The organism is Roseovarius pelagicus, assembly GCF_025639885.1.
Classification (GTDB): Bacteria; Pseudomonadota; Alphaproteobacteria; order Rhodobacterales; family Rhodobacteraceae; genus Roseovarius; species Roseovarius pelagicus.
The window spans coordinates 1,057,411-1,070,803 of the sequence record NZ_CP106738.1 but is presented as its reverse complement, the minus strand read 5'-3'; the positions used below and the strand labels follow the sequence as shown (position 1 = coordinate 1,070,803).

General features: G+C 60.5%; 12 protein-coding genes. 4 read left to right on the top strand and 8 right to left on the bottom strand.

Going from position 1 to position 13,393, the window contains the following annotated elements; all coding sequences use genetic code 11:
- The first annotated feature begins 119 nt into the window (after positions 1 to 119).
- The 4 genes from N7U68_RS06245 (at position 120) to N7U68_RS06230 (ending at position 4,763) form a co-directional block, all read left to right on the top strand.
- Complete coding sequence (locus N7U68_RS06245; protein ID WP_263048584.1) at positions 120 to 1,445, top strand: DUF6638 family protein; 1,326 nt, start codon at positions 120 to 122, stop codon at positions 1,443 to 1,445.
- Positions 1,446 to 1,671: 226 nt separating this feature from the next.
- Complete coding sequence (locus tag N7U68_RS06240; RefSeq protein ID WP_263048583.1) at positions 1,672 to 2,586, top strand: MBL fold metallo-hydrolase; 915 nt, start codon at positions 1,672 to 1,674, stop codon at positions 2,584 to 2,586.
- Positions 2,586 to 3,527, top strand: a complete 942-nt coding sequence (locus tag N7U68_RS06235; RefSeq protein WP_263048582.1) for an MBL fold metallo-hydrolase — start codon at positions 2,586 to 2,588, stop codon at positions 3,525 to 3,527. Before N7U68_RS06240 ends, N7U68_RS06235 begins: the two co-directional genes overlap by 1 nt.
- A gap of 192 nt (positions 3,528 to 3,719) precedes the next feature.
- A complete protein-coding gene (locus tag N7U68_RS06230) occupies positions 3,720 to 4,763 on the top strand; it encodes a YeeE/YedE family protein (RefSeq protein ID WP_263048581.1) in 1,044 nt (347 codons plus the stop codon).
- On the opposite strand, the gene N7U68_RS06225 is transcribed toward N7U68_RS06230, so the two are convergent.
- From N7U68_RS06225 to soxA, 8 genes are all read right to left on the bottom strand, one after another.
- A complete protein-coding gene (locus N7U68_RS06225) occupies positions 4,744 to 5,808 on the bottom strand; it encodes a YeeE/YedE family protein (RefSeq protein ID WP_165197229.1) in 1,065 nt (354 codons plus the stop codon). The genes N7U68_RS06230 and N7U68_RS06225 overlap by 20 nt on opposite strands.
- Positions 5,809 to 5,897: 89 nt before the next feature.
- Positions 5,898 to 6,329, bottom strand: a complete 432-nt coding sequence (locus N7U68_RS06220; RefSeq protein WP_263048580.1) for a DUF302 domain-containing protein — start codon at positions 6,327 to 6,329, stop codon at positions 5,898 to 5,900.
- An 82-nt stretch (positions 6,330 to 6,411) separates the two neighbouring features.
- On the bottom strand, positions 6,412 to 7,677 hold the full coding sequence (locus N7U68_RS06215; RefSeq protein WP_165197233.1) for an NAD(P)/FAD-dependent oxidoreductase: 1,266 nt from the start codon (positions 7,675 to 7,677) through the stop codon (positions 6,412 to 6,414).
- Between the two features lie 30 nt (positions 7,678 to 7,707).
- Complete coding sequence (locus tag N7U68_RS06210) at positions 7,708 to 8,412, bottom strand: c-type cytochrome (protein ID WP_165197235.1); 705 nt, start codon at positions 8,410 to 8,412, stop codon at positions 7,708 to 7,710.
- A gap of 3 nt (positions 8,413 to 8,415) precedes the next feature.
- Positions 8,416 to 9,444, bottom strand: a complete 1,029-nt coding sequence (locus tag N7U68_RS06205) for a c-type cytochrome (RefSeq protein ID WP_263048579.1) — start codon at positions 9,442 to 9,444, stop codon at positions 8,416 to 8,418.
- Positions 9,428 to 10,696, bottom strand: a complete 1,269-nt coding sequence (gene soxC, locus N7U68_RS06200) for a sulfite dehydrogenase (protein ID WP_263048578.1) — start codon at positions 10,694 to 10,696, stop codon at positions 9,428 to 9,430. The genes N7U68_RS06205 and soxC overlap by 17 nt, the downstream gene beginning before the upstream one ends.
- Before the next feature lie 26 nt (positions 10,697 to 10,722).
- A complete protein-coding gene (gene soxB, locus N7U68_RS06195) occupies positions 10,723 to 12,420 on the bottom strand; it encodes a thiosulfohydrolase SoxB (protein WP_263048577.1) in 1,698 nt (565 codons plus the stop codon).
- 94 nt (positions 12,421 to 12,514) lie between these two features.
- A complete protein-coding gene (gene soxA / locus N7U68_RS06190; protein ID WP_165197243.1) occupies positions 12,515 to 13,369 on the bottom strand; it encodes a sulfur oxidation c-type cytochrome SoxA in 855 nt (284 codons plus the stop codon).
- Positions 13,370 to 13,393: the final 24 nt, after the last annotated feature.

The following is a 13,393-nucleotide window of genomic DNA, read 5'->3' as shown; positions in this document are numbered from 1 at the left end:
GCAGAGCAGCCTCAAACCGCTTACAACGTTGAATAGGTGTTAGACTCGCGGTGCCCGACGGGAGTACAGCCGCACCACCGTCTTCGTATGTCCTCAACCGATTTGGAGGAATTGCCCCGATGAAACGCCTCGTCGAATCCGGCCTCATGTTTGGCAACCTGATCCACGTCTCCTCTCCGGCTCTGGTAGAGCGTTACAACCGCGCGCTGGAGCATCTGACCGGAAAAACCACCAAACTGCCCGATTTCTATATCGACATCTCCGGTTACTCTCCGGAAATCGGCCACGAGTTGGGCGATTACCTCTACCTAAATCATGCGGGTGTGAACCGTCAGTTCATTCTGCTCAGCACCCAGCAAAAGACAGCGCCGTTGCTGGGGGCCAAATTCTCGACATCGCGCGGGATCCTGCGCCAGTTCATCGAGGAAAACGAGGCGGCGCTCTTTGCCCTCACGGCACGTGACGCGGTGGCCGGAGAGCTGGTCAATTCGGTCTTTGATATGTCCTCACCTGAGCGCCTGTTCGATCTGCGCCGCGTGCGGGTCGAGGCGGACACAACCGGCGGCGCAGTCCAACAAGCCGAAAAGCTGAAGGCCAAGACGGACCAATTTCTATCCGAAGAAGACGCATGGTTTGACGACGTGCTGATCGCCGAGATGATAGAACTTGCGGGCCAGACTGGCGATGTGGTGCGCAATCCGGTGCAGCTCAAGGAAATGAGCTTTGAGCAGCGCAATTTCTGGACGGCCCATTTTGGCGGCCTCTACCTTTTTCAGCAAATGGATCATCCCGCGCTGATCACCAGTGGCGACAAGGACGGCTTGGGCGATTTGCCAATCAAGTATGTTTTTGATCTGACTGACCGAAACCGGATCGCAAAGTTCTTGGAGTACAATGATCTGGTGCAACCGGTGGTCAAGGCGCGCGGCGTGAATGCAGGCGCGATCCTGCGGCAAAAGATGGATTTCATTCTGGTCGATGCGTTGGCCGGAGAAGGAATTCCGCTGGCCGGACGGGGGCGGGTCGACATGCGGCGACTGGCCAGCCGCCACGCAAGCGTTCTGCCCGAGGAATTCCATGCGCTCGCATCGCTGGTCAATTGGGTCGAAAACGACGGTCTCTGGCCGCGCATCACATCCGACCACCCGGCCTATTTCTATACCCTGCGTGCCGCCGATCACGCGGATGCAGACCTGATCAACATGCTCCTATCCGAATTGTCGCCAAAGGATATCCGCCAGCTGTTCATCTGCCACAAACCGCTCTTTTATCACCTCTACCAAAATTGGCCCGAAGCGAAAAAAGCCTACGTGGTCGAATTTCTCACGCGCGAATATCAGATTGACAAGGCAGGCGCGCGGCAGGCGCTCTTCGGCCACGAACCCGAAATGGCTGAACCCGAACCGGTTCGTGCGACGCCCAGAGTCAAAGGCCCGTGGGGCTAGAGCAATTCGAACCCGATCAGCCTGCTTCTTCTTGCAGAAAGTATCCTCGGGGGTCCGGGGGTGAAACCCCCGGTCTGCGTGAACGCAGAATGACCCTGTACGCGCCTGTGGCGCGTTCCGACAGGTCATGCTCATTGCGTTGGCAACATTCGGGCAAAAATGGCTTGCCAAACAGGCCGCGCGAACCGCAATATATTCACGTTATTGAATGAGATTGGAGGTTGCCATGATCACGCGCCGACATATGATCGCCGGGCTGGGTTCTGCCGCAGTCATCGGGCTGGCAGGTCGCACCATGGCCGCGACGCGTCACAACATTGGCGCGATGCGACTAACCTCGCTTAGCGACGGACATCTGGTGCTGCCGGGTGAGTTTGCCTTCGATGGTCTGCCACAGGATGAATTGCGCGCTGTTCTGTCACGCTATGATATCTCGCCTGATGAATTGCAGCCGCCCTGCAATGTCACGCTTCTGCGGGATGATGACCGCACCGTTCTCTTTGACGCCGGGGCTGGTGCGGGCTTCATGCCGAGCGCAGGCGCACTATCCGACAGCCTCGACGCTGTCGGTGTCGCGCCCGAAGAGATCACCCATGTTGTCTTTACCCATTGCCATCCCGATCACCTGTGGGGGGTGCTCGACGAATTTGATGACGTCATGTTCCCCGACGCGACCTATATGATGGGGACGATTGAATGGGACTATTGGCGCGATCCCGCGACAGTTGACGCGATCGACCCGGCGCGCGCGGCCTTTGCAGTTGGCGCTGCACGACGTCTGGACGCCATCGAAGAGCGCATTCACCTATTTCGTGACGGTGAAGAAATCCTACCCGGCGTGGCTGCCGTGGCCAGCTATGGGCATACGCCGGGGCATATGTCGTTCGAGCTGCGCTCCGGTACCGAGTCGATGCTGATCGGCGGCGATGCGATCGGGAACCATCATGTTGCCTTTGCCCGCCCCGGTTGGCCCCACGGCGCCGATCAGGATACCGCGCTGGGCGCCCAAACCCGGTCACGGCTATTGGACAGATTGGTACAGGATCAGATCACGCTTCTCGGCTTTCACCTGCCCGGCGGTGGGCTGGGACGGGTTGAACGCGATGGCAGCGCCTATCGGTTTGTAACGGAGGATATGTGATGCGTTGGATTGCGATTTTGATGCTTGCCGCGGGCATGGCGACGGCGAGCGAAGACATTGCCGACAAATACCCTGCTTCACTGCTCTACGATAAACCGGTCGAGGTAATCCCCGGCGTTTTCTCCGCTATCGGTGCCAGCGCCCCGCCGACCTATGAGAATGCAGGTCATAACAACAACCTCAGCTTTATCATCACTGGTGATGGCGTCGTGGTGATCAACGGCGGGGCTGCTTATGGGCTTGCAAAGGCGCTGCATGACGAAATTCGCGCGGTGACGGATCAACCTGTCAAGCTGGTCTTTAACGAGAACGGGCAGGGGCATGCAATGCTCGGCAACGGCTACTGGGTGGAACAGGGCGTGCCCGTCGTCATGCACGAAGACGCCGCACACGAGATTGCGGAATATGGCGGAACGATCCTGGAAGGAATGAAGCGCTACAACCGCGATCAGGCGGCGGGTACCGAAATCGTTGAGCCGACCGAGACGTTTCAGGATGAATACATCGTCGATATGGGCGATTTCCACATCGAGGCACGGTATCTGGGGCCAGCACACAGCCCCGGCGATATTGTCATCTGGCTGCCCGAGCAGAGCCTTGTGATCGCTGGCGACATGGCGTTCCACGAACGGATGCTGCCGATCTTTCCCGACACGCTGACTGCCGACTGGCTGGAAACGTGGGAGGCCGAGTTCGAGCCGTTGGACGCCACCTATGTCATCCCCGGCCACGGCCATCCGACCAACATGGCGCAGGTCCGTCGCTACACCCGTGATTATCTGGTCTATCTGCGGACCAAGATCGGCGAACATATCGACAATGGCGGTGATCTGGCCGAGGCATATTATGTCGATCAGTCACCATATGCGCATCTCGATACGTTCGAAGAGCTTGCGACCAAGAATGCCGGGCGCGTTTATGAACAGATGGAATGGGAATAGCGCCAAATAGGATGATCGTTCAGATTTTTGGAACGATGTTGATCTGATCGTACGCACCCTTGGTTCTATTTGGGTTGTTGTTCCGGATTGTGCAATCATCTAGGAATTTCATCCCGATCCGCGCCCCTTGACCCTGCGACGTGGAGTCCGATTTAAGGCAGAACTGTCTTATTTCGCGGAGGCGATTCCGTCATGCTATTCGATCTATATGACCTGCCATTCGATGTTCAGGCTGCGCATCTCTATCTCGGGCTGGGCTTGGGGCTGTTGTTCGGCATCGCCGCACAGATCAGCCGGTTCTGCCTGCGCCGTGGGCTGGTGGCTGGGCCGGATCGCGCGCCTGCGTTGGGCACTTGGTTGACTGCGCTGGCCACGGCGATTGCGGCAACCAGTGCCGCCATTTGGCTGGGTTGGATTGATCTGTCTGATCACCGTCTGATGACAACAGATTTGCCGCTGCTGGCCATCGTGATCGGCGGTTTGGCCTTCGGTATAGGGATGGTTCTGACGCGCGGTTGTGTCAGCCGCCTGACCGTGCTGGGCGGCACGGGCAATCTGCGCGCGCTGACGGTGCTTTTGGTCTTTGCTGTGGTCGCGCATGCGACGCTCAAAGGGGTCTTTGCTCCGTTGCGTGTGGCGTTGGGCTCGGTCACCACGGAAACCGGCATCGCGTCGCTGGCAGAGCTGCCGGGCGGATTGCTGACATGGGCGGCGCTGGCCATCGCGGGCCTTGTTGCCGCGATTACTGTGCTGCGGCCGCGCCCCTTGCATGTGGCGATGGCAGTGGTGATCGGTCTGTTGGTGGCTTTTGGCTGGGTCGCGACCGGTTGGTTGCTGATGGATGAGTTCGATCCACTGCCGGTGCAATCGCTGGCCTTCACATCGACTTGGGCCGACAGCCTGTTTTGGACGGTTGCCTCGTCCTCGATCCCCGCAGGCTTTGGGGTGGGCATGGTTGCCGGCGTCTTCGGTGGTGCGTTCCTCTCCGCACTGTTGCGGCGCGAGCTGAGCTTTGCCAGCTTTGAGGATGCGCCGCAGACGTTGCGCTATGTCGCAGGCGGTGCGCTGATGGGCTTTGGCGGTGTGCTTGCGGGCGGCTGTACGGTCGGTGCGGGGCTCTCGGGCGTGTCGATGCTGAGCATTGCGGCGATTGCAGCATTGGTATCAATCGGCGTGGGCGCGCTCTTGGCCGACCGCGTGCTAGGGCGTGCACCGCTTATGCAACCGGCCGAGTGATCCCTGCAATCCGGGTGGCGCGGTGGGTCGCCATCGCGCCGAGCCACATGCAAGTGACGGCGATCCATGCGGTTACGGCAAAGACCGCGCCGCCGGACATACCTGCGCCCACGGCGCAGCCCCCGGCCAACATGCTGCCGAACCCCATCAATACGGCCCCGATCAGATACCGCTCCATCGGGGTTTTCGGGCCGAACCGCTCAATGCGCGCCTCGCGGGTCGCCAGCGCCATCAGCGCCGCACCGACAAACACCCCCGGCACCAGCCCGATCCCAAAGCTGAGCGGCAATGCGCGGTTGTTCACCAACCCCATCAACGTATCCGCCGACGGGCCGGTGAATGTAACCGAGGATATCGGCACGACGCCGAACGATGTCTCGGCGATCGCATAGGTCAGCAGCCAGCCCAGTCCGATCGCGCCGCCGACGATAACGGCCGCGATGGTGTGGCTGGCCTGCACCGTGTGTCGCCGCCCCAACCACAGAGAAACACCCAGCGCCACAGCCGAAAGTACTGCCGCGGCACCAGATGTCAGACGAAGATGGCTCAGCAGGTCGCGTGTGCTGCCACCGTCTATTGTCCAGAGATTTGCCAGCGTTTCGCGCAAGGGCGACAGCGCGCCCCGCAACGACATCTGTGCCACGATGGTCAGCACCAGCCCGGTCAGCAATGCCCGCAGGTTTCCGGTGGCCGACAAGACCAACAGACGACTGGCACAACCGCGTGCGAGGATCATACCGCAGCCGAACATGCCCCCACCGATGATCGCACCCGACAAGCTGCCTGTCGTGGCGAGTTGGCGTGACTGCGACGGGTCGAACCATCCCGCCGCCACGAACGCCTGTACGCTTAGGACCGCAGCGCTGAACGCGATCAACCAGATCGCCAGTCGCGGCCCCAGCACGCCATCTGTCACCTCCACCGTGGCAGCGCGCAGACAGAACCGGGAATGCTGCGCGGCTGCGCCAAAGACGAGGCCCGTCAACACCCCGGCGAACGCCAGCACCGTGCCGTCACCATAGCGATCAAGCAGAGCCTCGATCATCGTGCCTCCATCGTTCCGAACTGCTCCAGAACGCTCTGCAACGTGTCAACTGTCCACGCGAAAGCCTGCGCGGAACGCGAGGCGCTCCATCAGTCCAGCGCGTCCTGCACGATCTCGTCCAGCAGCGCCTGCACCTCTTTCATCGGCCCGTCAGGATAGGTGCGATAGCCGATCATCACCTCGCCCTCGCGTTCGGCGACAAAGATGCCGTAGGGACAATGGGCGATATTCATGGGGTCCGCTTCCATCACCTTGCGAGACAGTTGTGCCGAGCAAAAGAGGAACACATCCGCCTCTTTGAACAGCACCGTATCGCTGCCCACGTCGGCGGCAGTACGCGCCAGCATTTCGCCGGTGTGGCTGACATAGTCAATCACCAGCCCGCGCCCGATGATCGCGCTTTCCACAACAAAGGCCGCATCATCGAAACTGCCGGAATAGGGGTAGGTCACGGCCTGATCATCCGCGCTGGCGGGCAGGGTCGTCAGGGCAAGCGTCGCCGCAAGCAATAGGGATTTCATGGCAGCTTCTCCTTGTTCGTGCCCATATTCCATATCGGGTTCGGGCGCGCATTGATCCATGTCACACGCGCGCCCGAAACGTTTAGCCAAATATATCCGCCGTGATTGCGGCGTACCAGCCAACCGACTCCTCGTAGGTGGCCTTGCGGGTCGCGTCATCCTCTCCGGGCTGGCTGATGAAACCGTCGACCTTGGCGATCTTCTCATCTGTCGGCTCGTAGGTTGCGCCGACCTTGACCCCATCGTTCGTGTCAATGAGCGACCAGCATGTGTTCGAGAATTTGGCCGGGAACACCTTTGACCCGGTCAGCGCGCCGCGCACCGCATTGGCGCAGACCTTGGCCTGACTGTTGGCAGAGAAGCCGGATTTGGGCATGTCGCCCTGCTGGCTGGAGTCCCCCAGAACGTAGATATCCGCATTCGCCTTGCTGCTCATGTCGGCGGCATTGACGGGGGCCCAGTTGCCATCGGTCACACCTGCAATCTCGGCAATCCGGCCGGCCTTCTGCGCCGGGATCACGTTACAGACATCGACCTTGGTTTTCTCGCCGTCGATGGTCAGCGTCATCGCATCGGGATCGACCGAAACATTGCCGCCGCCGAAATCCTGCCCGATCCAGTCGATCATGCCGGCGTAGTGATCTGCCCAGCCTTCCTGAAACAGGGCCATCTTGGAAAACTTCGCCTTGGGGTCCGCGATGATGATCTTGGCCGTGGGATTGCTGGCCTTCAGCGTATGCGCGATCATCGAAATCCGCTCATAAGGGCCGGGTGGGCAACGGAACGGATTGGGCGGTGCGACCATCGCATAGAGGCCGCCCTCGGGCATGGCCATCACTTGCGCCTTCAACAGTTCGGTCTGCGATCCGGCCTTGTAGGCGTGCGGCATGGCGTTTTGCGCGGCAACGCTCCAGCCCGGCACACTGTCGTCGATGAAATCAATGCCGGGGCTGAGGATCAGCTTGTCATAAGGCAATACATCGCCCCCCGCGAGGGTGACATTGCTGGCCTCGGCGTTGACGTCCACGGCCCAGTCATGCACCACGTTGACCCCGCTTGCGGCAAGCGTGCCATAGGTGTGGCCCAGATCGCTCATTTCCTTGAACCCACCCAGATAGAGGTTCGAGAAGAAGCAGGTAAAATAGGTACGTGATGGCTCGATTAGCGTGACGTCGATCTCGCCCTTGCTATCCTTGGCGATATAGCGCGCCGCCGTTGCGCCACCCGCGCCACCGCCGATCACAACGACGCGCGGCTTGCCGTGGCCCGCGGCCAACAATGCTGGCGCATGCAGCGTTGCCGCCGCTGCCGCGCTGGTGGTCAGGAACGTCCGTCTGTTAACAGTCATGGTCTTTCCTCCCTTATTGGATGCCTTGAGTTATTCAAGGTCTTTGAAATAGGCCGCCAGTGCCGCGATCTCCTCATCGGATAGCCGACCGGCCATCATCTGCATGACGGGGTGCGGTCGTAGTTTACGCTTGTAGGCGTGCATGGCGATCACGAAATCGTCTGTCGGCCAGAGCGTGATTGACGGGATGCCATTCGCGCTGCCATCGGCGCGGTGACAGGTCAGGCATTCGGTCGCCAGATACGCACCATAGTCCGGGTCGCCCTCCAGTGCGAGGATCGCAGGGTCCAGATCATGATCCGTGGGCAGGGCGGTCGGCTCTGCCTCGGGGATGTCCGCCGGGTCGTCGGAATAGCGGCGCAGATAGGCCAGCAGATCGGCGCGATCGCTTGGATCGGGGATACCGCGAAAGCTCATCCGCGTTTTCGAGACCAGCGCGCGCGGGTTCTCAATATAGGCATCCAGTGTCTCAGCAGTCCAGATCAAGCCGTCCACGCCCGCACGCTGCATCGACTTGGAGTAGGCGAACCCATCATGGGCCGCAGCCGCGCGCCCGAATATGCCGTTCAGATGCGGCCCGATGCGGTCCGTGGCACCCTCGCCAATCTGATGACAGCCCTTGCATTGGGCAAAGAGCATGGCCCCCTTGTCCGCGTCACCCAGTCTATCTGCCGCACCCGATCCAGCCACCAGACAGGCGACCAGAGCCAGCGGGAAGAGCCGGGATGGGGACATGGATTACTCCGTAAAGGTCGACAAATAGGCGGTGATTGCTTCCAGATCGGCCTCTTTGCGCAACCCGTTGAACGCCATCTTGGTACCTTTGAGATAGGATTTCGGCGATGCTAGGAACGCACTCAGTTCCTCTGGCGTCCAGACCAGCCCTTCTTCGGCGCGTGCCGTCAACGGTTTGGAATAGCGGAACCCATCCACCGATCCGGCCGCGCGGCCGATGATGCCGTTCAAGTGTGGACCGATCCCGTTCTTGGCCTTGTCACCGACCTTGTGACAGGCCTGGCACTTGCGAAACACCTTTTCACCCTTGGCCACCAGTTGGGGGTCCGGTCCGACGGCTTCTTCTACCGTCGGCTCGGTCGTTGCCTCGGTTGGCTCTACTGTGCTCTCCGCATCACCCTCGGTTTCTGGCGTCACGTCCAGAACACGCGCCCGCATGGTGATCTCGACCGCATCCTTACAGTCCTGCATACATGGCTCGCCAATCCATTTCGGATACTCGGTCTCGGCCCGGTCATCGACGATGAAACCATCGGCGTTGGGCATGTCCACGTCCGAAAATGTCTCGTTCGAGAGGACAAAGTCATCGTCGACCAAATAGTTGGAATAGAGAATATAGGCGGTGATCGCGTAAACTTCATCGATCTCCAGACTTTGCGCATCGCCGAAAGGCATCGACCGGTTGATATAGTCCCACGTCGTCGAAAGGTACGGCCAGTAGCTGCCCACGGTCTTGACCGGGTCCTCGTCCGCCAACGTGCCGTCACCGCCTGCCAGCTTGGGCCAGTTTCCCACACCTTCGGCAAAGTCACCGTGGCACGACGCACATTTGGCGGCAAAGATTGCCTCGCCGGTTGCCACGTCGCCTGATCCGGCAGGTAGTCCGGTGCCATCGGGATGAATATCCAGATCCCACGCCTCGATTTCTGCGGGCAGGGCAGGGCGGCCAAGGCCAAAGTTTCCGGCCAGTGCCGGAACTGCGATCATGCAACCAAAAGCCATCAGGGTGGCGGGTTTAAGATACTTCGACATTTTCGGCCTCCCCGGTGTCGCGAACCCACCACGTCTGAATTCCGTTGTTGTGATAGATCGAATTCAGCCCGCGCACCTCGCGCAGCTGGTCCTTGGTCGGCTGGACATAGCCGGTGTCGTCCATCGAGCGCGCCTGCAACAGCATCTCTGAGCCGTCCCATTCCGTATCCAGATAAAAGCGGCTCAGCGCCATCTTTTCTCCGGGTTTGGCCAGTCGCGCAGTTTGCCATGTCTTGCCGCCATCGGTGGACACGTCGACACGGGTGATCGCGCCGCGCCCGGACCACGCCAGACCGCTGATGACCAGAGGGCCGGGACCGTGGGTGATGGGCGATTGCGGGCTGGGTGAGGTGACGACCGATTTGGCGTCCATTTCCCACGTCCATTTGCGTGCGGTGCCATCCTCCAGCACATCGGTATATTTGCTGGTTTCCTCGCGGCTTTCCACGGGCGCGTCGGTCACTTCGATCCGGCGCAGCCACTTGATCCACATATTGCCTTCCCAGCCGGGCACGACGAGGCGCACAGGGTACCCGTGCTCTTTACGCAAAGCCTCGCCGTTGGCTTTGAACGCAACGAGCACATCATCCAACGCCTTTTCCATCGGGATCGAGCGCCCGTTCGAGGACGCATCCGCGCCTTCGACATAGACCCACTTGCCCGCCGTATCATATCCGGCCTCCTGCAGCAGGGTGCGCAGGGGCACGCCAGTATACTCCATGTTGTGAATCATGCCATGGGTGAACTGCGCACCATTGAGTTGCGCACCGGCCCACTCCATGCCCGAATTGGCCGCACATTCGCAGAAATAGACGTGGTTTTCGCGTGGGAACCGTTCCAGATCGGCGTAGGTGAACACCAGCGGCGTATCGACCAGCCCATTGATCATCAGACGGTAATCCTCCTTGCGCAATTCGATCGCGCCGGAATGGTGGCGCTCGAACGCGCAACCCTGCGGGGTGATGGTACCGTCCAGCGCGTGGATCGGCGTAAAGTTGATCGAACTGATCGTGTCGGCGGTCAGCCACTCGACATTGCGCCGGATCACATCATCCTCGAACCGGATCGGCGCACCGTAGGGTGTGGCATCCACTCCGTCGCCCAAACCGCTGGCCCAGGGCTGCACTTCGGTAATCATCGGGTCGGGGGTCTGCGCGCTGGCGGCACTTGCCGCCACGCCGACGCCCGTGGCAGCCGCTCCGCGCAGGAACGCGCGGCGCGATGTCGGGTTGCCAGAGAAAGTCTTGGACATAGCGCATGCCTCCTTGTCGTGTGCGGTCAAAGGCCGATGACTTCGACGCTGGTATTGGGGGCGACCGTGACTGTGCCCTGCCGGGCGATGTGATCCTCGACCACGTCCCAGATCATCGGCCCCTCGGTGCCCTCGTTGACCGAGGCCCAGCCAGCCACCACGTAGCTCTTGGCCGGATCAATCGCCTCGCCAGTTTTCAGCAATGTCAGATCGGTGATCCGGCTACCCTGCGGCAGGGAAATGTCGATCCGGTAACCCAAGCCCCCGGTGCGCACCATGTCGCCGCCCTGCTGGTAATAAGGGTCTGGGTTAAACAGGTTGTCGGCCACGTCCTCCAGCACCACATGCAGAAACTCGCCGGTCATCTCGGTGCGGTACGCCTCGCCATAGGTCATTGAAGTGACGTTCCAGATATCTTCGCGGGTGATGTCCTGACCGGGCAGCAGGCTCGGCCCCCAGCGTACACCGGGGCTGAGCGCGATATCGGCTTCGCGTTCGGACAGCAGCGCGTCGCAGATCAGATCGTCCCAGCTGCCGTTGAAATTGCCACGCCGGTACAGCAGGCTATCGGTCTGGCCGATCACCTCGTTCAGTTGATCGGTGTAGGGCGCGCGCTGTTCGTCAATCAATGTGGCCACTTCGGGATCGGGCGTGATCACGTCGGAAAAGATCGGGATCAGCTTGTGCCGAAATCCCATCATGCGCCCGTCGCGCACGTCCAGATCAACCCGGCTGACAAATTTCCCGTTAGAGCCTGAGGCGACGATGATTGTCTCGCCCGCCAGCACTGGTTCGGGCAGCGCGTCATGTGTGTGGCCACTGAGGATCACGTCGATGCCGGTGACGATCCCGGCCATCTTCTTGTCCACGTCAAAACCATTATGGCTGAGCAGCACGACCAGTTCGGCACCCTGACCGCGGACATCATCCACCACTTCCTGCATATGCTCGTCACGAATGCCAAAGGCGTATTCGGGGAACATCCAGCCGGGATTGGCGATGGGCATATAGGGGAACGCCTGACCGATCACCGCGATCTTGACGCCGCCGCGCTCAAAGAACTTGTAAGGCGGGAACAGTTCTGCGGGTTCGTCCCATTCAGCATCGAATATGTTTTGCCCAAGCGCGGCGAAGGGCAGCCCCTCGACCAGCTCGTTCACCCGGTCGGACCCCAGCGTGAATTCCCAGTGAAAGGTCATTGCATCCGGCTTCAACGCGTTCATCACGTTGACCATGTCCTGACCCTCGGTGTGGTAGCAGGTATAGCTGCCGTGCCATGTGTCGCCGCCATCCAGCAACAGCGCATCGGGGCGGTCGCTGCGGATCTGGTTGATGACGGTCGCCACGCGGTCGAGGCCCCCGACACGTCCATATCCCTGCGCTAATGCGGTGAAATCGCCCGAGGAGAGCGCGTAATGCGCCGGGCTGCCATCATCGATCCCGTAGAGACGGCGGAAATCGGCGCCGGTCACATGCGGCACTTCGCCCTTGTTCGATCCGACGCCGATGTTAATTGACGGCTCGCGGAAATAGATCGGCTTCATTTGCGCATGAATATCTGTGACGTGGATCAGAGATACGTTCCCGAACGTGTCGAACTGCGTCAGTTGATCCTGCGTCAGCACCTGCTGCGCGGCCAGACGACCCCACTGACCAAAGGAGGACGCACCTAGGATCGCACTCGCTGCCATGCCGGTTTGCAAAAAGTCACGCCGTGAGATCATCAGAGGCCTCCTCGCGCTATCACATGCGCGATCTTGAATGTTTAGGGTCAAAAAATACCCCGCTCCGATGGCTCGGGCGGGGCATTCGATTGGTTTAGTTGCGGACGGACGGTCCTTCGACCGACAGGCCGTTGCCGCGCGACGCGACATACAGTTCCAGCGCGATGAACTCGTCGCTTCCCGGGCTGTAGGTCTCAGCGCGGGTGTCACGGATGCACCCTTTAAAGCGCGCATGCACCGCGTTCAGCTTGGTATTTTTCAGACGGTAGACGGGAAACCCGTTGATCTGCCCTTGGCTGAGGTGGTCGGCGCGGATCATGTTGCCGTAGTTGTCTTCGTGGCAATTGGCGCAGCTCAGCTCCAGCTGACCGGTGCGGGTGTAATACAGCTCTTTGCCCTTTTCCCACGTCGATTGCGCCGGGCCGTCGGTGGCGACATTTACTGGCAACCCGCGTGAAACGGACGCGATCAGCGCGATCATGTTCTGCATGGTGCCGCTGGTATACTTCCACTTCTCCGCGCCCATACGGTTCTCGCGGCAGTCGTTGACCTGCATTTCCAATGTGCGTACTTCGCCTGCGCCCTCGTTCCATTTCGGATAGACGGCCTTGACGCCTGCCATGCTGTCGGCGCCGTCGTGGCAAGAGGCGCAAGATTTGTCCTCGGTCCCTTCAACCGTGTCCCAAGCATCCATTGCCTGTTCCACAAAGATCATACCGGGGTTGTCGAAATCATCCGCCTGCATCGCACGCGTCTCTGTCCCGCGAAACAGCCAACCTGACATCACCTCGTCCATCGCGTCCGACAGGTGGTCGGGGGCGGCGGTACGGGTGACCATCTCGGTCTCTTCATTCAGGACAAGCGTCGCATCCACCGGGTCCGCCAATGCGGGCGATCCCGCCAGCATCAGCGCGGCGGTCGCGCTCAGGGCCCAATTCGTTTTTATCATTATCGTTCCTCCCTTTGGTGCCCC

Coding starts and splice junctions, on each gene's coding strand:
- N7U68_RS06245 (WP_263048584.1), top strand. CDS start 120: ATGAAACGCCTCGTCGAATCCGGCCTCATGTTTGGCAACCTGATCCAC.
- N7U68_RS06240 (WP_263048583.1), top strand. CDS start 1,672: ATGATCACGCGCCGACATATGATCGCCGGGCTGGGTTCTGCCGCAGTC.
- N7U68_RS06235 (WP_263048582.1), top strand. CDS start 2,586: ATGCGTTGGATTGCGATTTTGATGCTTGCCGCGGGCATGGCGACGGCG.
- N7U68_RS06230 (WP_263048581.1), top strand. CDS start 3,720: ATGCTATTCGATCTATATGACCTGCCATTCGATGTTCAGGCTGCGCAT.
- N7U68_RS06225 (WP_165197229.1), bottom strand. CDS start 5,808: ATGATCGAGGCTCTGCTTGATCGCTATGGTGACGGCACGGTGCTGGCG.
- N7U68_RS06220 (WP_263048580.1), bottom strand. CDS start 6,329: ATGAAATCCCTATTGCTTGCGGCGACGCTTGCCCTGACGACCCTGCCC.
- N7U68_RS06215 (WP_165197233.1), bottom strand. CDS start 7,677: ATGACTGTTAACAGACGGACGTTCCTGACCACCAGCGCGGCAGCGGCG.
- N7U68_RS06210 (WP_165197235.1), bottom strand. CDS start 8,412: ATGTCCCCATCCCGGCTCTTCCCGCTGGCTCTGGTCGCCTGTCTGGTG.
- N7U68_RS06205 (WP_263048579.1), bottom strand. CDS start 9,444: ATGTCGAAGTATCTTAAACCCGCCACCCTGATGGCTTTTGGTTGCATG.
- soxC (WP_263048578.1), bottom strand. CDS start 10,696: ATGTCCAAGACTTTCTCTGGCAACCCGACATCGCGCCGCGCGTTCCTG.
- soxB (WP_263048577.1), bottom strand. CDS start 12,420: ATGATCTCACGGCGTGACTTTTTGCAAACCGGCATGGCAGCGAGTGCG.
- soxA (WP_165197243.1), bottom strand. CDS start 13,369: ATGATAAAAACGAATTGGGCCCTGAGCGCGACCGCCGCGCTGATGCTG.